This is a genomic window from Thermocrispum municipale DSM 44069 (genome assembly GCF_000427825.1).
GTDB lineage: Bacteria > Actinomycetota > Actinomycetes > Mycobacteriales > Pseudonocardiaceae > Thermocrispum > Thermocrispum municipale.
On record NZ_ATYT01000007.1, the window covers coordinates 166,842 to 189,690 of the forward strand.

Here is a 22,849-nt window from a genome sequence, read left to right on the forward strand (position 1 = left end):
TCCTTGGTTGCTAATGATTATTATAGATTTGGTGAGCCAGTGTCAATAAGCCGACCCTCCGGCCAGCCGCCCACCACACCGGAGACGCCATTGGCTCGTGGACACAGAGATGACAATCATGATAAGCAATAACCATGGCTCACCCGCAACCTGATGGCCCACGCGATCCGGTGATCGTGGCCGCGGTACGCACGCCGGTCGGCCGCGGCAAGGCCGGCGGCGCCCTCAGCGGCGTACACCCGGTCGACCTTCTGGCGCAGACTCTGCAGGGACTCCTCGCCCGCGCTGGGCAGGTGGAGCCGGGCACGGTGGATGACGTCATCATCGGCTGCGTGTCGCAGGTCGGCGAGCAATCCGCGACACCCGGCCGCATGGCCTGGCTCGCGGCCGGATTCCCCGAGCACGTTCCCGCGACGACGATCGACCGCAAGTGCGGCTCCAGCCAGCAGTCGGTCCATTTCGCCGTGCAGGCCATCCGTTCCGGCGACGCGGACATCGTCGTGGCGGGCGGCGTCGAGTCGATGAGCCGCGTGGTGATGGGATCGGCGCGGATGGGGGCGGACCCGTTCGGCGCAGGGGTTGGTGAGCGTTACGCCCCTGGCCTGGTCTCACAGGGAGTCGCGTCCGAGCTTGTGACGGCCGAGTGGGGCTTCACCAGGGAAGAGCTCGACGAGTATTCCGCCCAGTCGCACGCGCGGGCCGCCGCCGCGCAGGACGCAGGCGCCTTCGCACGCGAGATCGTGCCGGTGACCACCCCGGACGGCGTCGTCTCCGCCGACGAGACGATCCGTCGCGGCACCACGCCGGAGAAGCTGGCCGAGCTGAAGCCGGTGTTCCACACGCCCGAGCTGGCCGAGCGGTTCCCGCAGGTGACGTGGTCGACCACGGCCGGGAACTCGTCACAGATCAGCGATGGCGCGAGCGCGCTGCTGATGATGTCGCGCGCGAAGGCCGAAGAGCTCGGGCTCCGGCCGCGGGCCCGGATCCACAGCATGGCGGTCGTGGGCAGCGACCCGTTGCTGATGCTGACCGGGCCGATGCCCGCCACCGAGAAGGTACTGGCGCGTTCCGGCCTCACTCTGGACGACATCGACCACGTCGAGGTCAACGAGGCGTTCGCGCCCGTGCCGCTGGCATGGCTGAAGGACTGCAAAGGCGATGCCGAGCGGCTCAACCCACGCGGTGGAGCCATCGCGCTCGGCCACCCGCTCGGCGCGTCGGGCGCGCGACTGATGACGACGATGCTGCACGCGCTCGAGGACAACGACCAGCGTTTCGGCCTGCAGGTCATGTGCGAAGCAGGCGGCATGGCCAACGCCACGATCATCGAACGGCTGTGACGACTCAGACCCGCTGTCCCGTCGAAGGAGAATTCCCGTGCACCTCACCAATGCCTCCGCGCTGGTGACCGGAGGGGCGTCCGGTCTCGGCGCCGCGACTTCGCGCCGGCTCGCCAAGGCAGGCGCCCATGTGGTCGTCCTCGACCTCAACGAAGAGCTCGGCAAAGAACTCGCCGCGGAAATCGGCGGGACGTTCGCGCACGGTGACGTCACCGACCCGGCGGCGGTGGACGCCGCCCTGGACGCGGCGGAGCGGCAGGCGCCGCTGCGTGCCCTGGTGCACTGCGCGGGCAAGGGCGGCACCGTGCGGCTGGTGAACCGCGACGGCACCCCGGGCGACCTCGACCTCTACCGGAAACTGGTCGACATCAACCTGATCGGGACATTCAACGTCCTGCGCCTGGCCGCCACCCGGATGGCGAAGAACGAGGCCGTGGACGGTGAGCGTGGCGCATGCGTGCTCACCGCCTCGGTCGCGGCGTGGGAGGGCCAGGTCGGCCAGATCCCGTACGCCTCCGCCAAAGCGGGCGTGGTGGGCATGACCCTGGTCGCCGCCCGCGATCTGGCGAACAAGAACATCCGGGTCAACACGATCGCGCCCGGCGTGTTCGACACCCCGATCCTGGCCAGGTTCCCCCAGGAGATCAAAGACCGCCTCGGTGCCCAGGTCCCCAACCCGAACCGGCTGGGCAAACCGGACGAGTTCGCGATGCTGGCCCAGCAGATCATCGAGAACCCGTACCTCAACGGTGAGACGATCCGGCTCGACGGCGCGATCAGGATGTCCCCCCGATGAGCGCGCCGGAACTGAAGGTCAGCGAGCACGGCCGCGTCCTCGTGCTGGAGATGGACCGTCCCGAGGCACGCAACGCGATGTCACTGCGGATGGCGCACGAGATCGCCGACGCGCTGGATCTGCTGGACAGCCGACCGGATCTGAGCGTCGGTGTGATCACCGGAGCGAACAAGACGTTCTGCTCGGGCATGGATCTGAAGGGTTTCGCGCGCGGTGAGCGGCCGGTCGTCGAGGGCCGCGGATTCGCCGGGCTCGTGCAGAAACCGCCGCGCAAGCCGCTCATCGCGGCCGTCGAGGGATACGCCCTGGCCGGTGGCTTCGAGATCGTGCTGGCGTGCGACCTGGTGGTGGCCTCCCGCGAGGCGAAGTTCGGCCTTCCCGAGGTCAAACGGGGCCTGACCGCCGCGGCGGGCGGCCTGCTCCGGCTGCAGCGTCGCATCCCGTATCACCTGGCCATGGAGCTGGTGCTGACCGGTCGGATGTGGCCGGCCACCGAAGCCGCCGACGTGCATCTGGTGAACCGGCTGGCCGATCCGGGCCACGCGCTCAGCACCGCGCTCGAGCTGGCCGACGAGGTCGCCGCCAACGCACCGCTGGCCCTGGCCGCCTCGAAGCAGGTGATCGTGCGCTCGCAGGATTGGCCACTGGACGAGATGTTCGAGCGTCAGCACGAGTACGTGCAGCCGGTGCGCGAGTCGGCGGACGCCAAGGAAGGTGCCCGGGCGTTCGTCGAGAAGCGCCAGCCCCGCTGGACCGGGACCTGAGCTTACGCACCAAAAGGGTGGCCGGGGGTGTTTCCCCGGCCACCCTTTCGCTGTTTGCCTCACGCGTCGGCGTAGGTGTGCATCGAGAAGCCGTTGTGCGGCAGCTCCTCCATGTCGGCGCTGGCGGCCTGCCCCTCCGGTGACGCCATCGCCGCCACCAGCTGCTCCTTGCTGTCGAACGACAGGTGGGCTACCAGGAACGTGTCGGACGGACCGCCGTCGAGTGGCTCGACGACACCCCAGGTGTAGTTGCGCAATCCGGGCATCCGGCTCGCCTTGACGGCATGCGAGTCGCGGTAATGCTTCAGGAACGCGTCCTTGTTCGCCGGCTGCTTGTAGGTCACGACCATGTGGAACATGCGGGTCCCTTCTTCCTGGTGCGGGGATCAGGCGAGGACGAAGCCCTCGTAGTCGTTCGCGGCGGAGTGCTCCAATGCCTTGCCGTACTCCACGACTCCGCCGGCGTAGGGCATGAAGATCTGCGGCTTGCCGTCGACATTGGCGCCGCGATACCAGGAGCCGGAGTCGCCGTTGGGCCACAGCGTCGAGTTGGCCACCTCCTCGACGTGGGCGACCCACTTCTCCTGCGCCTGTTCGTCCGCCTCGATGCTGCGCAGGTTGCGCACCCGCATGTAGTCGAGCAGCTCGGCGATCCAGTCGACGTGCTGTTCGATGGCCGTGACCATGTTGGCCAGCACCGACGGGCTGCCCGCGTTGGCCACCATGAGCATGTTCGGAAAACCGGCCGAAGCCAGTCCCAGCGAGGTCCTGGGGCCGTGCTCCCGCCACACGTCGCGCAGCCGCAATCCGTCCCGGCCGCGGATGTCCATCTTGGTGAACGCGCCGGTGAACGCGTCGAACCCGGTGGCGAGTACGAGGGTGTCGAACTCGTGCTGCTCGCCGTCGGCCAGCCGCAGGCCCGCCGGGGTGAAGGACTCGATGGGGTTCTGCCGGACGTCGACGAGTTCGACATTGGGCCGGTTGAACGTCTCGTAGTAGTCGGTGGCGACCACCGGCCGCTTGGCACCGAGCGGATACGAGTTCGGTTTCAGCAGCTCGGCGACCTTCGGGTCGTCGACGATCTCGTCGATCTTGGCGCGGACGAAGTCGCAGATCGCGTCATTGGCCGCCTGGTCGAACATCAGGTCGGCGAACGCGCCGAGGAAGTTGATCCCGCCGCCTTCCCAGCGCTCCTGGAAGGTCGCCTGGCGCTCCGCTTCGTCGACCTCCATCGCGTTCTTCGGATTGTCCGCCCGGAACACACCGGCTGGATGGTTGCGGTTGCGCTCACGGCGTGCGACGTAATCGGCCTTGATCGCCTCCAGCTCGCCCTCCCTGAGCGGCCGGTTACGTGTGGGGATGACGAAGTTGGGCGTTCGTTGGACGACCGTCAGATGTTCGACTTCCTCGGCGAGCGCCGGAATGACTTGCGCCCCGGTGGAGCCGGTGCCGACGACGCAGACCCGCCGCCCGGCGAGGTCGGTCCCCTCGGGCCAGCCCCACGTGCGCAACACCTGCCCACCGAAGGCGTCCACGCCAGGCAGGTCGATCTCTTTCGGCACCGACAGGCAGCCGACCGCCATCAGCAGGAACTGGGCCACGTACTCCCGGCCGTCGCTGGTGCGAGCCGTCCACCGGCACGACTGCCCGTCCCAGGTCGCGGCGGTCACGGTGGTTTCGAAGTCGATGTCCTTGCGCAGGTCGAACCGGTCGGCGACGTGCTTGAGATAGGCCAGGATGTCGCCTTGCGCGGGATACTTCTCCTTCCAGTCCCACTCCTGCTGCAGCTGTTCGTCCCAGCTGTAGGAGTAGTCGACACTCTCCACATCGCACCGCGCCCCGGGATACCGATTCCAGTACCAGGTGCCGCCCACCTCGGGTGCGCTCTCCACCGCACGCACGGCGAAGCCGTCCTTACGCAGCCGATGGAGCAGGTACAGGCCGGCGAAGCCCGCGCCGACCACGAGCACGTCGAGCTCAGTTGTTGCCGAGTCCACCGCAGCCGCAGCCATGCATTCCTCCTGAGCATCCGAACGAAAATGATGATGTAGACCATATGTATGGTTTTCAGTGTTTGATACCGCCCACTGGTGGACTACACAAGATTCATATGCATGATTAGCCTGATGAGTTTCGGGTCGCTCGGGCGGAAGCATGCGGCCGACGGCCTGTCCGACAGCACGGAAAGAGGGAACCCATGGCACTCGACGACGCCACCCGCGATTTCCTTGCCCAGGCCGCCGCGGCAGGCGGCCCCCCGCTGCACGAGATGACCGTCGAGCAGGCCCGGGAGATGAACGCGGGCCTGACCCCCCTGTACGGAACGGGCCCCGAGCTCGCCTCGGTCCAGGACGTCACCCTCGAGGCGAACGGCAGCTCGTTCCCGGTGCGCGTGTTCCGCCCGAACAACGCCAAGGGCGTGTTCGTCTACCTGCACGGCGGTGGCTGGATGCTCGGCACACTCGACGGATTCGACACGCTGTGCAGGCAGCTGGCGAGCCGGACCGGGATGACCGTCGTGCTGGCGGAGTACCGCAAGGCCCCGGAGCACCCGTTCCCCGCCGCGCTCGAGGACAGCCGCGCGGCCCTCGACTGGGCGGTGGCGCATCGCGAGGACCTGGCCGGACCTGGCGAACTCGTGCTCGGCGGCGACTCCGCCGGTGGCAACCTGGCGGCAGTCCTGGCACAGCAGGCGACTCGCGAAGGCAAACCACACATCGACTTTCAGGTGCTGATCTACCCGGTGACGGCCGCGGACTTCGACACCGAGACCTACCTCGACCCGGAGAACGCCCTCATGCTCACGCGCGAGGCGATGATGATGTTCTGGGACGCCTACGTCCCCGATCATGACGACCGCAAGAACCCGGCCGCGTCCCCGCTGCTGGGCGACGCCCGTGGCGTGCCGCCCGCACTGGTCATCCTCGCCGAGCACGATGTACTGCGATCCGAAGGCGAGGCGTACGCCGAGCTGATGCGCGCGGCCGGCGTAGACGTCGAGCAACATCTGGTCCCCGGCCAGATGCACGGCTTCTTCACTTTCCCCAACGTGCTGCCCGGAGCGGCGAAGGGCATGGACCTCGTCGTCGACGCGCTCGCTCGACGCTCGGCCTGAGCGAGCCACCGCCCGGCCACTCCACTCAAGCAAGGCATCACGGCCCGGCCGCGGGCGCACGAGCCGCAGGCGGCCGGGCACTCTTATGCTCCCGACCTGCGGTTTTGCGCGGCGTGGTGCCATACGTATTGGTCGATTGACCAGCCATGGCAAGCGTTTGGAGTATTGCCTTTCACTCTCCCGCGCTACAAAATCATAGCCATCAATCGAATAGATCGGTTGATTAATCGCAACGACGCGGGACAGGACGGCACAATGAAGATTCCAGGCGCACTGCTGTGGGAACCCGGCACCAACTCGGGGTGGACCGTCGAGGAGATCGAGCTCGACCCGCCGAAGCGCGGAGAGGCCACCGTCAAGCTCGCCGCCTCCGGCATCTGTCACAGCGACGACCATCTCGACACCGGCGACATCCCGCTCGACTGGGCGCCGATCCTCGGTGGCCACGAAGGCGCCGGTGTCGTCACCGAGCTCGGCGAGGGCGTTGATCACCTCGAGGTCGGCGACCACGTCGTGCTGTCCTTCCTGCCCAGCTGCGGGCGGTGCCGGATGTGCGTGAGCGGGCGCGCCAACATGTGTGACCTCGGCGCCGGGGTACTCGGCGGGACCTCCCCCGACGGCACGCACCGGATCCACGCCCGCGGCAAAGGCGTCGGCGCGATGTCCTACCTGGGCACTTTCGCGCCGTACGTGACCGTGCCGACCAACGCGCTGGTCAAGATCGACAAAGACATCCCGCTGAAGTCCGCCGCGCTGATCGGCTGCGGTGTGCCCACCGGCTGGGGCTCGGCGGTCTACGCGGGCAATGTGCAGCTCGGCGACACCGTGGTCGTCATCGGCACCGGCGGCGTCGGCATGAATGCCGTCCAGGGCGCACGACAGAAGGGCGCGAAGAACCTGGTCGCGGTGGAGCCGACCGACCACAAGCGGGACCTGGCCAAGCAGCTGGGTGCCACGCACGCGGTGGCGAGCCTGAACGAAGCCCAGGACCTGGTGGCGAACCTGACCAACGGTCAGGGCGCCGACGTCGTGATCATCACCGTCGGGGTGCTGACCTCGGAGTTCATCCAGCCCGCGCAAGAGATGACCCACCGGGGCGGCACGCTGGTGGTGACGTCGGCGGCCCCGGTCAACCAGCGCGACATCCAGCTCGATCTCTACACGTTCGCGATGTCGGGCAAGCGCATGCAGGGAACGCTGTACGGCTCCACCAACGCCCAGAACGACATCCCGCTGATCGCTGACCTGTACCGGCGCGGTGTGCACAAACTGGACGAGCTGATCACCCAGGAGTACCGGCTGGAGGACATCAACCAGGCATTCCAGGACTTGCGCGACGGCAAGAACGTTCGCGGCGTCATCGTCTACGACGACTGAGCCACCAGCCGTAGGACTGGCGCGATCACGTCCGTGGTCGACGAGGTCGCGCCAGTCCTACGGCTTGAGACTCATCGGAAGACGCCCCCTCCGCGGGCTGGGCGTCTTGATCATTCGGCCTCGCCACGCACCAGCCTGGCGTGCGCCAGCCAGTCCTTCGCCTTCTCCATGTGGGCGATGTCGACGTGCGTGCCACGGAACCTGACGGCCCCATGCCCCTCGGCGATCGCCTTCTCCACGGTCGCGACGAGCTCTTCGTGGTAGGCGACCTCCTCGTCGGAGGGCGTGTAGACCTCGTGCACCACCGGCACGTGCGAGGGATGAATGAGGATCTGCCCCCGGAAGCCGAGCTGCAGCCCGTAGTCGGCGAACGCACGCAGCCCGTCGAGGTCCTCCAGGTCCTCCCACAACCCGGTCAACGGGTGCAGGCCGAACTGGCGGCAGGCCAGCAGGATCCGGCTGCGCAGATACAGGGTCTCGCTGCCCTCGCGGGACTGCCGGTACCCGACCGCCCTGGCGATGTCGGCGTGCTCGGAAGTCGGGCCGATCATCGCGCCGACGCGCGGGGAGGCCCCGGCGATCTCGATGGCGTTGTTGATGGCGTCGACCATCTCCACCGGGACGATCATCTCCAGACCGTCGGCGCCGTTGCGCGCCTCGAACCAGTCGATCAGGGTCTCCCAGCGCAGCACGTCGGTGGCATTGCGGATCTTCGGGGTGAACAGGCCGTTCAACTCGGGCCCCACCACGGCTTCCAGATCAGCGCCCGCCTTTTGGGTGTCGAGCGCATTGGGCCGAACGAACAGGCCGACCCGGGACGACTTGCCGCGCAGGTCCGCCAGGATCTGCCGGGCCGAGTCGCGAGCGGACTCCTTCAAGTGCTCCGGCACCGAGTCCTCGAGGTCGACGACGATGCAGTCGGCCCCCGAAGCCAGGGCCTTCTCCGCCCAGGCGGGCTTGTGGGCGGGAACGAACAGAATCGAGCGATAAGGGTGCACGTCAGCTCCTCAGCGGCCGTCCGGTGTCCGGTCGTGGGTGTCCGGCGTGACGCCGAGCTCGCGCAGCTTGGCCTTCTGCACCCGTTGCGACGGCGTCTTGGGCAGCTCGTCGACGAAGCGCAGGTAACGCGGCACCGCGAACGACGGGATCCTGCCGTCGCAGTGCTCCCACAGCTCTTCCGGCGTGACCGGCTCGGAGGTGATGACGTAGGCCATGACCTCGTCCTCCCCCGCCTCCGTGGAGGCCGGGACGGCGATCACCGCGGTCTCCAGTACGGCCGGGTGCGCCAGGATGGCGGTCTCGATCTCGTACGAGCTGATGTTCTCGCCGCGACGGCGCAGCGCGTCCTTGAACCGGTCGACGAAGTAGAACCAGCCCTCTTCGTCCCGCTTGAGCGCGTCCCCGGTGTGGAACCACAGGTTGCGCCACGCCTCGACCGTCTTGTCCGGCATGTTGTAGTAGCCCATCGAGCAGATGAACGGCACCTTCGGCCGGACGACCAGCTCGCCGATCTGCCCGACCGGCACCTCTTCGTCGGTCTCCGGATCCACCAGGCGCACGTCGAACCAGTCGTCCGCGGCCAGGCCGGCCGCGCCCGCGGGCCGCGACTCCCCGTACGGCGAGATGATCGGCGCCGATGTCTCGGTCAGGCCGAAGACCTCGACGAACGCCTCGATGCCGTAGCGCTCCTTCATCGGCTCCACCAACGTGGCGGCGGTGGGCGCGGCAAACACCACCCGGAGCGGGTTGTCGGCGTCGTCGGGCCTCCGCTCCTGCTTCCAGATGAAGTCCATCATCACGCCGATGAAGTTGGTGACCGTCACCCGGCTCTCGCGGATCTGGTCGATCCACCGGCTGGCGGAGAACCGGGGGCGGATGACCGTCCGGGCGCCCGCGACCATCGTCGGATAGGCGGCCATGAACTGGGCGTTGCCGTGGAACAACGGCGTCACCGTCATCCACGCGTCGTCAGCGGTGAGCCGCACCAGCGACACGCACTCGTCGGCGAAGAAGTACATCTGGGCGTGCGGCATGGCCACACCCTTGGACGGGCCCGTAGTCCCCGAGGTGAAGAACACCGACGCCAGGTCGTGTGGGTACACCTCCGGCAGCTCGACGTCGCTGCCCGCAGGCAGATCGGCCTCGAGCTCGTCCCACGGCGCGGCCTCCCACCCGGCCTCGCGCAGCACCTTGATCGCCTTGTCCTGCTCACCGGTGTCGATGATCCAGAACTTGGTGATGTCCTTGGCGGCTTCCTGCACCGCGACGAACCGCTCCGCGTACACGTCGTCGATCACGGCGAACTTGGCTTCCACCGTGCGCACCTGGTGGGCCAGGAAGTCGTGCTCGTACGCGGTGTTGATCGGCACCTCGACCAGCCCGGAGACGGCGGTGCCGACCCACGTGCGCACGAACCGGGAGGAGTTCGCGGCGACGATGACGACCCGGTCGCCCTTGGTCGCGCCATGGGCCAGGAACTGACGTCCGACCCGCTCGGCCGAAGCGAGCATCTCGGCGTAGGTCCAGGTCAGCCCCTCTTCCGGCACGTCGAGCCAGACGGCGTCGGGCCGCTGGGCGGCCTGGTGGCGCAGCACGGTCGGCAGCGCCCACTGGGAGCGATCGGTGAACGTGGGCTTCAGGTCGCGGTAGTAGCGGAAGGTCACTGGTCCCGTCCTTCGTCTGAGTTGCGGCGGAGTCCACGGAAGTCCGGCTTGCGCTTCTCCAGGAACGCACGAGCGCCCTCGCGCATGTCTTCGCTGCCGATGGCTTGGATCAGCGAACCGAGGTTGGCAGACATGTTGTCCTTCGACTGGTTCCACCACTGGTTGCTGCTGGTCTTGGCGATCTCGAGGTAACGAGGGCTCAACGCGTCGATCTCGTCGAGCCACCGCTCGACGGCCGCTTCCAGCCCGTAGTCGGGAACCACCTCGTTGACCAGACCCCACTCGAGCGCCTGGGCGGCCGTATAGCGGCGGCACAGCATCGCCATCTCCTTGGCGCGCCGCTCGCCGATCTGGACGGCCATCAGATTGGTGGCGCCGAGCACCGGCGCGGAGCCGACCTTGGGGCCGGTCTGACCGAACGTGGACCGCTCGGTGGCGATCGCGAAGTCACAGGCGACGACCAGCTCGTTCCCACCACCCGCGGCCGGACCGTCGACCGCCGCGATCACCGGCCTAGGACAGGCGCGGATCGTGTCGAGCAGGCGAGCCGACGTGGTGAACAGGCGACGCAGCTGCGCCGGGTCCGGGTCGCCGAGCTGGGTGAGGGCACCTCCGGCGCAGAAGCTGCCACCGGCGCCGGTGATCACCACGGCGTGGGCCTCGGCGGCGTCCTCGATCGCGGCGATCATGGCCCGCGCCATGTCCAAGTCGTAGGCGTTGCGCCGTTCCGGCGCGTTGATCGTTATCCATACGACGTTGCGACGCTCGGCTACCTCGATGCTGCCCACAGCGCTCCTCACGCGAACCTATTGATGCTGTTCATAATCAACATTACCTGGAGGTTACGGCACCAGGCAATGGTTCGCCATGGGACGCGATGGCGCTTCTGAACGGGAACGAGACCGGGCTTCAGCGCGAACGGCGGGCACGGAATGCGTCCACCGCGGCCCGGTGTTCCGGCGTGGCGAACAGCAGCGCGATCGCCTCCACCGACTCGGGGTAGCCGACCTCGGTCCCCCGGTTGAGGAACGCCTTGCCCACGGCGACCGCGAGCGGCGGATTGGCCGCGATGTCCTCGGCGAGCTCGATCGCCGCCGGGAGCAGGTCGTCGTCGGGATGCACCTGGGACACCAAGCCCATGGACCTCGCTTCGTCGGCATCGATGGTGCGGCCGCTCAGCGCCAGGTAACGCGTGTGATGCCGCCCGATCACGTCCGGCCCGCGCACGATCCCGTACCCGGGCATGAGGCCGACCGAGGCCTCTTTGAACGAGAACCGCGCCGACTCCGCGGCGTAGGCGATGTCGCAGGCCAGGGTGAGTTCGGTGCCACCACCGAAAGCGATGCCGTTGACCGCGCCGACAACCGGGATGGCGCACTTCTCCACCGCGTGGAAAGCCTCGTAAACCCGAAGCAGGTGCGGGCGGACGCGGTTCACGTCGCCGTCGAGGTCGTGGAACATGTCGATGTCGCCACCGGCCGAGAACGCGCGTCCCTCCCCCGTCAGCACGACCGCGCGGTGCTCGTCGTCGTCCTTGCCGAGCGTGCGCATCAGCCGGGTCAGCTCGGCGAACCACTGCTGGTCCATCGCGTTGAGCTTTTCCGGGCGGCACATCGTCACCAGCAGCACGCCGGAGTCGAGTGACTCCAGCCGGAACCGCTCGTAGCCCCGCAAGTGAACGGGCAGTGCGCTCATCGGGCCGCCTCCCGGTCCCACGTGTCCGGGGTGACGCCCTCGGCGCGCAGTTTGTACTTCTCCACTCGCTGGCTCGGGGTGAGCGGCAGCGCATCGACCACACGCACATAACGCGGCACCGCGAACGCGGTCAGCCGGCCCCGGCAGTACTCCTCCAGCGCGGCCGGGTCGACGTCCGCACCCGGCGCGGGCACGACGGCGACCATGACCTCCTCCTCGGACAGCTCCGAGGCGACGCCGTATGCCGCTACTTGCGCGACGTCCGGATGGTCGGCAATGACTCGCTCCACTTCCCAGGTGGAGACGTTCTCGCCACGGCGACGCACAGTGTCCTTGACCCGGTCGAGGAACGTCAGGAATCCGTCCTCGTCAAGCACTCCGCGGTCGCCGGTGTGGAACCACAGGTTGCGCCACGCCTTGACGGTGGCTGCCGGGTCGCCTTCGTAGCCGTCGAACATCCAGCCGGGCTTCTTCGGGCGGGCCACGATCTCGCCCGGCGTGCCCGGGGGCACCGGGCGGTCCAGCTCGTCGACGACCGCGACGGTGTAGATCGGCGACTGTCGACCCGCGGTACCGATCCGCCGCCGCTCGGGCGGCATCTCGCACACCAGCGAGACCTCGGTGCTGCCGTAGATCTCGGTCAGCCGCACCCCGAAGCGCTGTTCGAACTCGGTGAAGATCTCCTTGGGGCATGGCGCGCCGAACGCCACCCGGACCGGGTTGTCCCGGTCGTCGTCCCGGGCAGGCTGCTTGGCCAGGATGCTCATCATCGCGCCCTGGTAGTTGAACGCGGTGATGCCTTCGCGGCGGCAGATGTCCCAGAAGCCGGACGCGGTGAACTTGCGGTGCATGAGCACTCGCGCTCCCGCCTCGAACCCGGCCATGACCGAGCAGTATCTGGCGTTGGAGTGGTAGAGCGGGAAGACGCTGTAGAGGCGGTCGTCACGGGTGTAACCCATCAGTTCGGTGGTGTGCCGGGCGAGATTGACGTTGGCCCGGTGGCTGAGCCGGACTCCCTTGGGCGGCCCGGTCGTTCCGGACGTGTAGAGCACGACCGCGGTGCTGCCCGGGTCGACCGCGGGGAGGTCGCGAGGTTCGGTCGCGAGCAGGTCGGCGAACGGCATGGTGGAAAGGCCGGTGGTCAGGCCGGTGGACACCGTGCGGCCGGTCTCGGCGCCGGGCAGCGGGTCGAGCAGCAGCAGATCGTGCAACACCAGTTCGTCTCCGTCGGCTCGCGCCTGCTCCATCGCCTGGGTCAGCAGCGGCACCAACTCCGGCGCGCAGACCGCTGCGCGGACTTGGGACCTGACCAGGCAGTGGGCCAAGGCGACCGGTCCGGCGGCTGGGTTGAGCGGCACCTCGACCAGGCCCGCGCGGGCGATACCGAACCACGCCTGTAACGAGGCCACTCGTGCCGGGGTGAGCACCGCGACCCGGTCGTCGGGCCGCAGGCCGAGATCCACCAGGCCGGTCGCCACGCTCAAGGCGGCGGCGTCCAGATCCTGCACGCTCACCTGCTCGCCCTCGATCACCACCTCGGCGTCCTTGCGGTCCGGGTCGGCGGCCACCGAAGCCAGCCACTCTCCGAGGCTCGTGTCCTGCTCCACCTGCGCTCCTTCGTCACCAGTCGTCACGAACGGGCAGGGCCACCCCGTCCGTCGCCCGCCAGCAGTGTCGAGTCATGCGACGCCGTCACCTTGGTCGGGACGACCTCGATCACCACGCGTCCAGGGCTGTCCAGCAGCCGGATGAAGGCATCGGGGTCATCGGGCGCCAGCCGCGGCGCGAGCCGCCGGACCCGGTCCATCACCACCGCGCGATCGCGGTGCACGCGGGCGCGGCCACGGAAGGCCACCATGCGCCGCCCGGCAAGCTCGGTGCCGGTGCTGGACACCACCAACGCGACCCGTGGGTCGGCGTCGATGCCACGGACCTGCCGGCGGCCTTCCACCGTGGCGAGCCAGAAGTGGCCCTGGTCGTCGACCTGGTAGCTCATCACGACCGCGGTCGGCAGGCCGTCCTCGAGGAACGACAGCACGCACTCGGTCTGCTCGGCGAACAACTCGGCCCGGGTGTCCGGCGCGAGCCTGGCCCGGGACAAGTCCTCGATGTCGTGCAGTCCTGGCGGCTCGTCGACGGCCTCGTCAGGCGCCATCCAGCGCCGCCTCCCCGAGCATCGCGTGGACGATCGCCTTGCCGTCGCGCGCCTCGAGGGCGGTACCCGTCCACACCGTCTCGCCACGGCTGACCACCGCGACGGTGTCCGCGATCCGCAGACCGGCCTCGGCGTTCTGCTCGACCATGAGGATGCCGATGCCCGCGTCGGCCATCGTGCGGACACTGGAGAGCACCCGCTCGACCATGGTCGGCGCCAGGCCCATGGACGGTTCGTCCATCAGCATGAGCTTCGGCTTGGACATCAGCGCGCGGCCGAACGCGAGCATCTGCTGTTCGCCGCCGCTGAGCAGGCCCGCCGGGGAATGCCTGCGCTCGGCCAGGATGGGGAACTTCTCGTAGACCTCGTCGATGCTGTGCTCGATCGATCCCCGTGGCGCGGTGTACCCGCCGATCCGCAGGTTCTCCTCGACGGTGAGCGGCAGGAAGATCTTCCGTCCTTCCGGCACCAGCACCATGCCCCGCCGCACCACCTTGTGCGCGGCCGTCCCGGTGATGTCGCGGCCGTCGAACCGCACCGACCCGGAGTCGGGCTTGTGGAACCCGGCGATCGCGCGCAGGCTCGTCGTCTTCCCTGCTCCGTTCGCGCCGAGCACGAGCGTCACCCGGCCCGCGGACGCGGACAACGACACCCCGTGCACCGCGCGGACCGGCCCGTAGCTGACGTGCAGATCGCTGACCTCAAGCACCGGACGCCGCCCCCTTCCCCAAGTAGGCCTCCTGGACGGCGGGATGCCGCACCACATCGTGCGGATCGCCCTCGGCGATGAGCTTGCCGACGTTCATCGCGAACAGGTAGTCGCAGGTGTCGACCATCATTTCCACGTCGTGCTCGACGATGAACTGGGTGATTCCCTCGTCGCACAGCTGCCGCATCAGCTTGCCGATCTCCTTGCGCTCGGCGGTGTTCATGCCCGCGGTGGGTTCGTCGAGCAGCAGCAGCCGAGGGCGGCCGATGATGGCGCGCGCGAACTCCACGCGGCGTTGCATCCCGTACGACAGCTCGTCGGGCCTCAGCTGCGCGACCTCGCGCACGCCGACCCGCTCCATCACCTCGTCCACCTGCATCGCCGCTGCCTTACGGGTCTGCTTGGGCAGCGTGTCCTGGCCGAGCAGGATGTTGTCGCGCACCGAACGGTCGTCGAGCAGCCGCACGGTCTGGAACGTGCGGGAGATCCCCATGCGGTGCACCTTCCGCGCGGGAACCTTGGTGTAGTCGACGCCGTCCAGCAGGAACCGGCCGCGGGTCAGCGGTGTCAGCCGGGTCATCGCGCCCAGCAACGTGGACTTGCCCGACCCGTTCGGGCCGAGCACGCCGTAGATGTTCCCCTGGTGCATTTCCAGCGAGATGCCGTCGACGGCCTTGACGCCGCCGAAGTGCACGGCCACGTCCTCGACGGCGAGGAGTGCCGTTGTCGTGCGCACCGCGGTATCAGCCATCCGTCAGCCCTTCTCCTGCAGTACGGCCAGGCGAGCGCGCTCCTGGCGGGTGCGGAAACGGTGAATCAGGTCCTTCACCACGCCGAGCACCCCATTGGGCAGGTAGATCGCGGCGACGGCCACGATGAATCCGTAGACGACCTTCTCCCACTCCTGCACGAACGAGATCATCGTCGGCAGCCAGACGAAGATGACCGCGCCGATGAACGCTCCCAGCCACGAGCGGGCGCCACCGACGATGATCGCCGTCAGCGCGACGATCACCAGGTGGAAATTCACCTCCGCCGGGGTGATGGTCGAGCGCAGCAGCGTGGTGATCCCGCCCGCCAGGCCACCGATGACCCCGGAGAGCGCGAACGACGCCAGCCGGTACTTCACCACGTCGATGCCGACGGAGTTGGCCAGCTCCGGGTCCTCCCGGACGGTGTCGATGCGCCTGCCCATGCCTTTCGTCTCGGTCCACACCAGCACGGCGACGACCACGGCGAGGATCGCCAGGATGTGGCCGGTGTCGATCTCGCCGAGCGCGCCGTACAGGCCACCCGCGCCACCGGTGAGCTCGCCACCGTTGACCGCCAGCACCGAGATGATCAGCGTGAACGCGATCGTGGCCATGCCCATGTACAGGCCGGTGAGCCGTTGCACCAGCAGGCCGAGCGCGAAGACCACGATGCCGGAGATCACCGCGCCGAGCGCGACCGACGGCCACGTGGTCCAGCCCAGGTGCACCATCGCGATGGCGGCGGTGTAGCCACCGATGCCGAACGCCCCGACACCGGCGAACGAGAAGACCCCGAAGCGGATCGGCACCTGGATGCTCAAGGCCAGCAGCAGCGTGGTGAGCGTCGTCTGGATCAGCACGACGTTCATCGAGTACCAGTCGCTCATGTGCGGCGCACCTCCTTGCGGCCCAGCAGGCCCTGCGGCCGGGCGAGCAGGATCAGGAAGATGAGACCGAACGACACGGCGTCCACCCAAGTCCCGTAGTTGAGGTTCAACACCAGGGTCTCCGCGCCGGCCAGCACATACGCGCCGATGACGGTGCCTGCCATCGAACCGAGGCCGCCCAGCACGATGATCGCGAACGCCTTGATGAGCAGCTGGTCCCCGGTCTCGGGGGCGATGGCGCCGAGCTGGAAGGTCAGCAGGGCACCCGCCAGGCCCGCGAGGGCCCCGGCCGTGGCCATGGTGCCGAACGCCAGCAGGGTGCGATTGACCCCCATCCCGGCAGCTGTCTCCGCGTCGACCCCGATGGCCCGGAGGGCGAGGCCCCGGCGGGACCGGCGCACCCAGACCGTGAGCCCGATCCCGATAGCCAGGCCGGCCACGATGACGACGGCCGACGTGGTGGACAGCCGCAGGCCGAAGATTTCCAGGACCTCGGCCTCGTAGCTGGAGCGGAAGCCGAACGGGCTGGACCGGGTCTGGTGCTGGGCGATGGCGAGCGGGATGGCGGCGACCCCGATGCCGCCGATCAGGATGCGCATCTCCGCGGCGTGCTGGTTCTTCGACCGCTTGAGGATCGGCTGGAACGCCAGCAGCTGGGTCAGAGCAGCGATGGCCGCCCCGACGAGCACGGCGACGAGCACGACGGCGAGAAACGGCAGCTCGGTCTCGCTGGTGACGAGGTGGCCGACGAACGCCGAGAACATGAACGTGGCGCCGTGCGCGAAGTTGAGGATGCCGATTGTCCCCCAGACCAGGGCCATACCCAGCGCGAACAGCAAGTAGATCGAGCCGAGCGAGGCGACGTTCAGCAGGTCTTGCACGTGGGTTCCTCTCGGTTGAGCCGAGAAACCGGCCCGAGGGGCGCGGTCCGATCGCGGCCACGCCCCTCGATCCGGCTCACTGAGCCAACGTCTCCTTGCCGTCCTGCCACTGGACCAGTGCGCCGTCGACGCGGGCGTCGTTGCCCTCGAAGGTCAGGCCGCCCATGGCACCGGTGAAGCCTTCCTTCGCCACTTGGGCCAGGCCCTTGCGAATGCCTTCCCGGGACGAGTCACCGGAGGCCTTGATGGCGCGCGCGATGAACCACATCGCGTCGTAGCCGTCGGCGGCGTACGGGTCCGGGTCCTTGTCGAACTTCGCGCGGAACGCCTTGGTGAACGCCTGCGACGACTCGCCGTCCATCGCGGTGGAGAACGGCACCGGGTAGACCAGCCCGTTGGCGTTGGCGCCCGCGGCCTCGATGTTGCCCGCCGCCTGGACCGACGTGGCCACGATCTGGTTGTCGTAGCCGGCTTCCTTGAGCTGACGCAACGCGGTCACCGACTGCGGCGCGATGAGCAGCATGACCAGCGCGTCCGGGTTCTTCTTCGCGATCTGCTGCGACTGCCCGGCGAAGTCCTGCGTGGTCATCTGCACCGGCAGCGACTGCACGATGTCGATGCCCCGCTCCTTGGCCATCTTCGGCACGCCCTTCTCCCCGAGCAGCGAGAAGGTCGGGAACGTGGCGTTGTACAGCACCGAGATGGTCTTGGCGCCCTTGTCCTTCAGGTACTCCAGCACCTGCTCGTAGTAGGACTCCATCGGCGGGGTGACGCGGAACGTGTAGTCGTTGATCACCACGCCTTCCCCGCCTGCCTGGGTGAACACGGTCGGCACCTTCTGCCTGCCCACCAGCGGGGCGACGGTCGCCGCCTGCTGTGTGGCGGCCGGGCCGATGATGGCGTCGACGTCCCGGTCGCCCATCGCCTTGTTCATCTCGCTCGACGCGCGCTCGATCTCCCCCGCGGTGTCCAGCTTCTGCAGCTCGATCTTGACGCCGTCACCGAGGAAGCCCTGTTTCTCGATCTCCTCGATCGCCAGCTCGGCACCTTCCGACGCGCCGAGACCCGCGTAGGCGATGGGGCCGGTCTGGTCCTGCACCTGGGCGATCTTGATGGTCTTCTCGATGCCACCGCCCCCGCTGTCCCCCGCGGCGCCACCGCCGCAGGCCACGGTCGCCAGGACCGCGGAGACGGCCAGCCCTGCCAGCAGCGTCCTGCGCTTGCGCGCTGCACCACCCATAGCTCCTCCAGTTGTTCGTTTGTGCAGGTCCAGCCGCTTCGAGCGGTGGACGGGTCAAGAAACGGGTTGGCCGGCGAGCTCATGGCCGATGAGGTAGGCCAGCGTGAGTCCGCGACCGAGCGCGATACCCGAGTTGTAGGCGGTGCCGGTGGTGGTCAGTGCCGCCACCGAGCCCGCGGCGTAGAGGCCGGGAATCGGACGGCCCGCCCCGTCGAGCACGCGCCCGTCGCCGTCGATGCGGACACCGGACGTGCCGATGCCGGTGCCGACGAACCGCAGCCGGATGCCGTGGAACGGAGGCTGGACGATCGGCCCCAGCACCGGGCTGGGCTTGTTCTCCGGGTCGCCGGCGAACTTGTTGACGTAGTCCACCGTGCCGCGGCCGAAATCGGGGTCCTCACCACGCGCCGCGAAGTGGCTGAACCGTTCGGCCGTGCGGGCCAGCTGCTCGCCGTCGATGCCGAGCCGCGCGCCGAGCTCTTCGAGGGTGTCCGCCGACTCCACCCAGCCCTCGGGGTACTCGCCGCCCGGCGGGGTGGCTGCCAGACCGTACTTCCTGCGGTGCTGGTCGTCCCAGATCAGGAAGAACGGCAAGTGCTTGTCGTCCGGGTCGAGCGTGCGGCGGCAGATGTCGACCCAGTACGAGTCGTTGCAGTACCGCCTGCCGTGCCGGTCGACGATCATCGAGTGCGGCATCGCGTACTCGGGCCCGTAGCCGAAGCCGGTGCCCACCTGCGAGCGCCAGCCGGGCAGGATCGGCGTGGCGTTCGCCGGGATCCGGGCCAGCTGGCCGCCGACCTGCCTGGCCAGTTTGATGCCGTCACCCCGCAGTGACTCGGGAGCCACCGAGCCCCAGTCGTCCTCGCTGAGCCCGAGCACTTCGTGCACCAGCTCGGGGTCCCAGTCGTACGTACTGGTGGCGAGCACCACCGGACCCCGCAGTTCGACCACACCGTCCGGGGTCTGCGCCTTGAGACCGACGACTTCGCCGTTGTCCTGGATCAGTTCGGTAACCCGGTGCTCGGTGCGAATGTCGATCAGCTCGTGACCGGCGGCGCGGCCGAGGAAGCCGGCCACCACACCGGTGCCGTAGGTGAGCGGGTCGTCGTCCGAGCCCCGCTCGAACTCGGTGCCGTCGGTCAGGCCGAACGCAGGCAGGCCGGCGTGCGACTGCTTGGTCGCGGACTTCTCCTCGCCCGAGTCGTCGACGTAAGTGGCCCGGCGTCCCTTCTCCAGCAGTTCACGGTAGGTCTTGCCCACCGGGAAGTAGGGGCTGTAGCGGAGCTTGGCCCGCCACGGACCGAGCACCGAGCCGTCGATGACTTCATTGGTCAGGTAGCGGCCTTCTGGCAGGGCTCCTTTGGCCTCGTTGTGGTAGTCGGCCAGGCCGGGGATCACCGTCCAGCGGACGGCACCGTTGTCCTCGAAGTACTTCATCGCCCGCGGCGAGGTGTCGATCCAGCGCAGCAGCGCGTCTTCGTCGAGGACCTCCGGTGCCAGGTGCGAGGCGACGTCCCGGATGTAGGTCTCGGTCAGTTCCTTGGAGTCACCGGTGATCCCCTCGCGGACGGCGACGTGGTTGGCCCCGCACCACACCTGGCCCCCGGAGTACGCCGCGGCGCCCCCGACCAGCTCGGCGGCCTCCAGGACGATGGCGCGCCGCGCGTTGAGTGCGCACGTCAAGGCGGTGGAGAGGCCGGACAGCCCAGCACCGACGACCAGGACCGGCGGCCAGTCCGCCGCGTCCCCACCCGAGGTGGTGCCACCGTGCTCGAGGGGCTTGTCCGCCATGCTCACTCTCCCTTGAGGGCCCATGGTCCACATCACACTGTCGAATGAAGAGTGAATATGATGATCAGCGTTGTGTCAATATCTCTGCGCATCATTCGTGCCGTTGCCTGACAGCACGAGGGCCCGGAGGCGGCCTCCGGGCCCTGCGCGCTCGCTGCGGCACTACTCGACGGCAGGCGCGCGACATCACCAATCGCCGCGCGGCCCGGCGAATCAGCGCATGATGAGCTTGGTCTCGAGGAAGGCGCCGAGTCCTTCCACATTGCCCTCACGCCCGAGTCCGGACTGCTTGTAGCCGCCGAACGGCTGGGTGACACACATGTCCCACGTGTTCACACCGATCTGTCCGGTCCGGATCCGGCGGGCGATCTGCTCGGCAGTCTGGTTGTCCGCCGCGTAGACCGCGCCGGACAGTCCGTACTCGGTCGAGTTCGCGATCTCGATGGCTTCCTCGATGTCGTCGTAGGGCATCACCACAACAACCGGGCCGAAGATCTCCTCCTGGGCGATCCGCATGTCGGGCGTGACGTCGGCGAAGATCGTCGGCTCGACGTAGCAACCGTCCTCCAGGCCCTCAGGCACCCCGCCACCGATCACCAGCCGGGCGCCTTCCTCCTTGCCGATCCGGATGTACTCGAGCACCCGCTCCTGCTGCCGTTTCGCCGCCAGCGGGCCGATCGTGGTGCCTTCCTCGCGCGGATCACCGACCACCAAGCCGCGATACGCCTCCGCGAGGGCTTCGGTGACCTCGTCCTGCCGTGAGCGGGGAACGAGGATGCGGGTGAGCGCGGCGCACACCTGACCGGAGTTGGCCACCCCGGCGAAGACCAGTGTCGGCAGCACGTTCTCCAGCGGGACGTCGTCGGTGATGATCGCGGCCGACTTACCGCCCAGCTCGAGGCTGACCCGGCCGATGCGGTCGGCGACGGCGGCCATGATCTTGCGGCCCGCCGCGGTCGAGCCGGTGAACGACACCTTGTCCACGTCACGATGCTCGACCAGGTACTGGCCGACCTCTCGCCCAGCGGGCAGCACGCTGACGACGCCTTCGGGAAGCCCGGCGGCCTCGATCGCCTCGGCCAGCATCATCACGCTGACCGGCCCTTCCGGCGCCGGCTTGAACACCACCGTGCACCCGGCCGCCAGCGCGGGACCAAGCTTCAGCGACGCCGTGGCGACCGGCCCGTTCCAGGGGATGATGATCGCCGCGACCCCCACGGGCTCCCGCACCAAACGGCCCTCGCCGCCCTCCCACGTGCGATCCTCCTCGAAGACGAACCGCTCGTGCAGCGTCGATGAGTCGCCCCACATCTTCCTGGCGTTGTCGTGGAAGGCCTGCGACACGGCCGCCGGGGCACCGATCTCGCGGGTGAAGGCGGCTGCCATCTCGGGGATGCGTTTCACCACTTCCTCGCCGATGCGGGCCAGGTACTTCGCTCGCTCGGCGGGTGACATCCGTGGCCACGGTCCGTGGTCGAAGGCTTCCCGGGCGGCCGCGACCGCCTTGTCGACATCGGCTTGTCGAGCCTCGGGGACGGTGGCGACGACGGCGCCGTCGATCGGCGAGACCACCTCGATGACCTCGTCCGAGGAGGGCTCCACCCACTTGCCCCCGATGAAGAGCTTGTCGTAGCTGCGGAGTTCGTATGCGGCGGGCGCGCTGGTGACGGTCATGAGTTCCCTTCCCTGCGTCGTGCTGACTGCTGCTGCATGCGAGGTCAAGAAGTCGCGCCGCTGTCCGCCAACGGCGTCACGGCACTGGCGCGCGGCGGCTCGCCGGGAAACCGCACCCGGTCGACGTCCGGCAAGGTCGCGGCATACTCGGTGGCCGAGGTGGCGTAGAGAAAACGAACCTCGCGACGGGTGAAAACCCACCGTCCTTCATGGCGCGCGTACCGGTCGAAGTAGCGGTAGGCGGCCAGCAGGACCCCGCGGGAGGTGACCAGCTCAGCGTGCCCGCTCGACCGGCCTGTCGCCTCGTCGGCACCGACCAGGTCGACGACCACGGCGTGCGGGGTGTGGATCATGCGGCGGAAACCGCGCATCGACGCGCCCAGCATCTCGGCGATCTCCGGCCATCCGCGCGCGGTGTCGCCGTCGCGATCGAAGACGGCGCCGGGATGGAACATCGTCTCCAGAGCGCCGAGGTCGTGGTCGTCCACGGCCAGCGCGTACCGGGCCGTGAGATCACGTAGCGCCTCGCGGTCCAGCAGCTGGCGCACCGGGTCGGCCACCGTCTACACCTGCACGTCGAACCGCGGCTCGGGAAGCGAGTGCAGCGCCTTCAGCAACCGGTCCGGGATGGGTGCCTTGCTGAAGTCGTCGGGATTACGCGAGGCGAAGACCATCTGTCCCTTGGTCACCAGCGTCTCGCCCCTGGTGAACTCGAAGCCGACGGCATACGAGCTGTTGCCGATGTGCTCGGCCACCGCCTGGCAGACGATCTCGTCGAAGACCTTCACGGTGTCCAGGTAGCGGCACCCGGAGCTGAGCCCCACGGTGACGATCCCCAGGTCGTCGGCCATCTGGCCGCTGCGGATGCCCTTCGAGTACAGCCACGTCGAGTAGCACCGCTCCATCCACCGGTAGTAGATGTCGAAGTAGGCGATGCCCACGGTGTCGGTGTCGCCGTAGGCCAGCTGAAACGCCAACCGTCCCTCGCTGGGCTCGTGGACCAGGGCCAT

22 protein-coding genes are annotated in these 22,849 nt (G+C 68.4%); 5 read left to right on the plus strand and 17 right to left on the minus strand.

The annotated features are described in order from the left end of the window. Positions 1-134: 134 nt before the first annotated feature. Genes YWM_RS0109200 through YWM_RS0109210 form a run of 3 tightly spaced genes read left to right on the plus strand, consistent with a single transcriptional unit; the run spans position 135 to position 2,900 of the window. A complete protein-coding gene (locus YWM_RS0109200) occupies positions 135-1,340 on the plus strand; it encodes a thiolase family protein (RefSeq protein WP_028850488.1) in 1,206 nt (401 codons plus the stop codon). Between the two features lie 37 nt (positions 1,341-1,377). Further along, positions 1,378-2,136 (plus strand): SDR family NAD(P)-dependent oxidoreductase, encoded by a 759-nt coding sequence (locus YWM_RS0109205; RefSeq protein WP_028850489.1) that lies wholly within the window; start codon positions 1,378-1,380, stop codon positions 2,134-2,136. Further along, the gene (locus tag YWM_RS0109210; RefSeq protein ID WP_028850490.1) at positions 2,133-2,900 is read left to right on the plus strand and encodes a crotonase/enoyl-CoA hydratase family protein; all 768 of its coding nucleotides are present in this window, start codon (positions 2,133-2,135) and stop codon (positions 2,898-2,900) included. The genes YWM_RS0109205 and YWM_RS0109210 overlap by 4 nt, the downstream gene beginning before the upstream one ends. A 59-nt stretch (positions 2,901-2,959) precedes the next feature. On the opposite strand, the gene YWM_RS22835 is transcribed toward YWM_RS0109210, so the two are convergent. Together YWM_RS22835 and YWM_RS0109220 are read right to left on the minus strand one after the other, a co-directional pair. Continuing rightward, on the minus strand, positions 2,960-3,259 hold the full coding sequence (locus tag YWM_RS22835; RefSeq protein WP_052344706.1) for an EthD family reductase: 300 nt from the start codon (positions 3,257-3,259) through the stop codon (positions 2,960-2,962). Between the two features lie 27 nt (positions 3,260-3,286). Further along, positions 3,287-4,912, minus strand: coding sequence for a flavin-containing monooxygenase (locus tag YWM_RS0109220; RefSeq protein ID WP_052344707.1), 1,626 nt, complete (start codon positions 4,910-4,912; stop codon positions 3,287-3,289). A 185-nt stretch (positions 4,913-5,097) separates the two neighbouring features. Here YWM_RS0109220 and YWM_RS0109225 point away from each other — a divergent pair, with 185 nt between their 5' ends. Together YWM_RS0109225 and YWM_RS0109230 are read left to right on the plus strand one after the other, a co-directional pair. Beyond that, entirely contained in the window at positions 5,098-6,015 is a 918-nt protein-coding gene (locus YWM_RS0109225) for an alpha/beta hydrolase (RefSeq protein WP_028850492.1), read from the plus strand. Positions 6,016-6,270: 255 nt separating this feature from the next. Continuing rightward, positions 6,271-7,392: an NDMA-dependent alcohol dehydrogenase gene (locus YWM_RS0109230; protein WP_028850493.1), complete on the plus strand. Its 1,122-nt coding sequence runs from the start codon at positions 6,271-6,273 to the stop codon at positions 7,390-7,392. A gap of 110 nt (positions 7,393-7,502) precedes the next feature. Here YWM_RS0109230 and YWM_RS0109235 read toward each other — a convergent pair whose 3' ends face one another. The 15 genes from YWM_RS0109235 to YWM_RS0109305 form a co-directional block, all read right to left on the minus strand. Next, positions 7,503-8,390, minus strand: coding sequence for an HpcH/HpaI aldolase/citrate lyase family protein (locus tag YWM_RS0109235; RefSeq protein WP_028850494.1), 888 nt, complete (start codon positions 8,388-8,390; stop codon positions 7,503-7,505). Positions 8,391-8,399: 9 nt separating this feature from the next. Next, positions 8,400-10,055 (minus strand): AMP-binding protein, encoded by a 1,656-nt coding sequence (locus tag YWM_RS0109240; RefSeq protein ID WP_028850495.1) that lies wholly within the window; start codon positions 10,053-10,055, stop codon positions 8,400-8,402. Then, positions 10,052-10,843: an enoyl-CoA hydratase/isomerase family protein gene (locus tag YWM_RS0109245; RefSeq protein WP_052344708.1), complete on the minus strand. Its 792-nt coding sequence runs from the start codon at positions 10,841-10,843 to the stop codon at positions 10,052-10,054. Before YWM_RS0109245 ends, YWM_RS0109240 begins: the two co-directional genes overlap by 4 nt. Positions 10,844-10,964: 121 nt before the next feature. Further along, complete coding sequence (locus YWM_RS22840; RefSeq protein WP_156914717.1) at positions 10,965-11,750, minus strand: enoyl-CoA hydratase/isomerase family protein; 786 nt, start codon at positions 11,748-11,750, stop codon at positions 10,965-10,967. Beyond that, positions 11,747-13,357 carry an AMP-binding protein gene (locus YWM_RS0109255; RefSeq protein ID WP_028850497.1) on the minus strand — a complete coding sequence of 537 codons (1,611 nt, stop codon included), beginning with the start codon at positions 13,355-13,357 and terminating at the stop codon, positions 11,747-11,749. The genes YWM_RS22840 and YWM_RS0109255 overlap by 4 nt, the downstream gene beginning before the upstream one ends. A 23-nt stretch (positions 13,358-13,380) precedes the next feature. Continuing rightward, the gene (locus tag YWM_RS0109260; RefSeq protein WP_043660291.1) at positions 13,381-13,905 is read right to left on the minus strand and encodes a pyridoxamine 5'-phosphate oxidase family protein; all 525 of its coding nucleotides are present in this window, start codon (positions 13,903-13,905) and stop codon (positions 13,381-13,383) included. Beyond that, positions 13,895-14,614 (minus strand): ABC transporter ATP-binding protein, encoded by a 720-nt coding sequence (locus tag YWM_RS0109265; RefSeq protein WP_028850499.1) that lies wholly within the window; start codon positions 14,612-14,614, stop codon positions 13,895-13,897. The genes YWM_RS0109260 and YWM_RS0109265 overlap by 11 nt, the downstream gene beginning before the upstream one ends. Further along, positions 14,607-15,365: an ABC transporter ATP-binding protein gene (locus YWM_RS0109270; RefSeq protein ID WP_028850500.1), complete on the minus strand. Its 759-nt coding sequence runs from the start codon at positions 15,363-15,365 to the stop codon at positions 14,607-14,609. The genes YWM_RS0109265 and YWM_RS0109270 overlap by 8 nt, the downstream gene beginning before the upstream one ends. 3 nt (positions 15,366-15,368) lie before the next feature. Continuing rightward, the gene (locus YWM_RS22845; protein WP_052344711.1) at positions 15,369-16,253 is read right to left on the minus strand and encodes a branched-chain amino acid ABC transporter permease; all 885 of its coding nucleotides are present in this window, start codon (positions 16,251-16,253) and stop codon (positions 15,369-15,371) included. Then, the gene (locus YWM_RS0109280) at positions 16,250-17,134 is read right to left on the minus strand and encodes a branched-chain amino acid ABC transporter permease (RefSeq protein WP_028850501.1); all 885 of its coding nucleotides are present in this window, start codon (positions 17,132-17,134) and stop codon (positions 16,250-16,252) included. The genes YWM_RS22845 and YWM_RS0109280 overlap by 4 nt, the downstream gene beginning before the upstream one ends. 76 nt (positions 17,135-17,210) lie before the next feature. Next, complete coding sequence (locus YWM_RS0109285) at positions 17,211-18,374, minus strand: ABC transporter substrate-binding protein (RefSeq protein ID WP_043660293.1); 1,164 nt, start codon at positions 18,372-18,374, stop codon at positions 17,211-17,213. A gap of 54 nt (positions 18,375-18,428) precedes the next feature. After that, positions 18,429-20,165 carry an FAD-dependent oxidoreductase gene (locus YWM_RS0109290; protein ID WP_084612286.1) on the minus strand — a complete coding sequence of 579 codons (1,737 nt, stop codon included), beginning with the start codon at positions 20,163-20,165 and terminating at the stop codon, positions 18,429-18,431. Between the two features lie 213 nt (positions 20,166-20,378). After that, positions 20,379-21,839 (minus strand): aldehyde dehydrogenase, encoded by a 1,461-nt coding sequence (locus YWM_RS0109295; protein WP_028850504.1) that lies wholly within the window; start codon positions 21,837-21,839, stop codon positions 20,379-20,381. A gap of 44 nt (positions 21,840-21,883) precedes the next feature. Next, complete coding sequence (locus YWM_RS22850; protein WP_052344712.1) at positions 21,884-22,399, minus strand: nuclear transport factor 2 family protein; 516 nt, start codon at positions 22,397-22,399, stop codon at positions 21,884-21,886. A 3-nt stretch (positions 22,400-22,402) separates the two neighbouring features. After that, positions 22,403-22,849 carry an acyl-CoA thioesterase gene (locus tag YWM_RS0109305; protein ID WP_052344713.1) on the minus strand — a complete coding sequence of 149 codons (447 nt, stop codon included), beginning with the start codon at positions 22,847-22,849 and terminating at the stop codon, positions 22,403-22,405.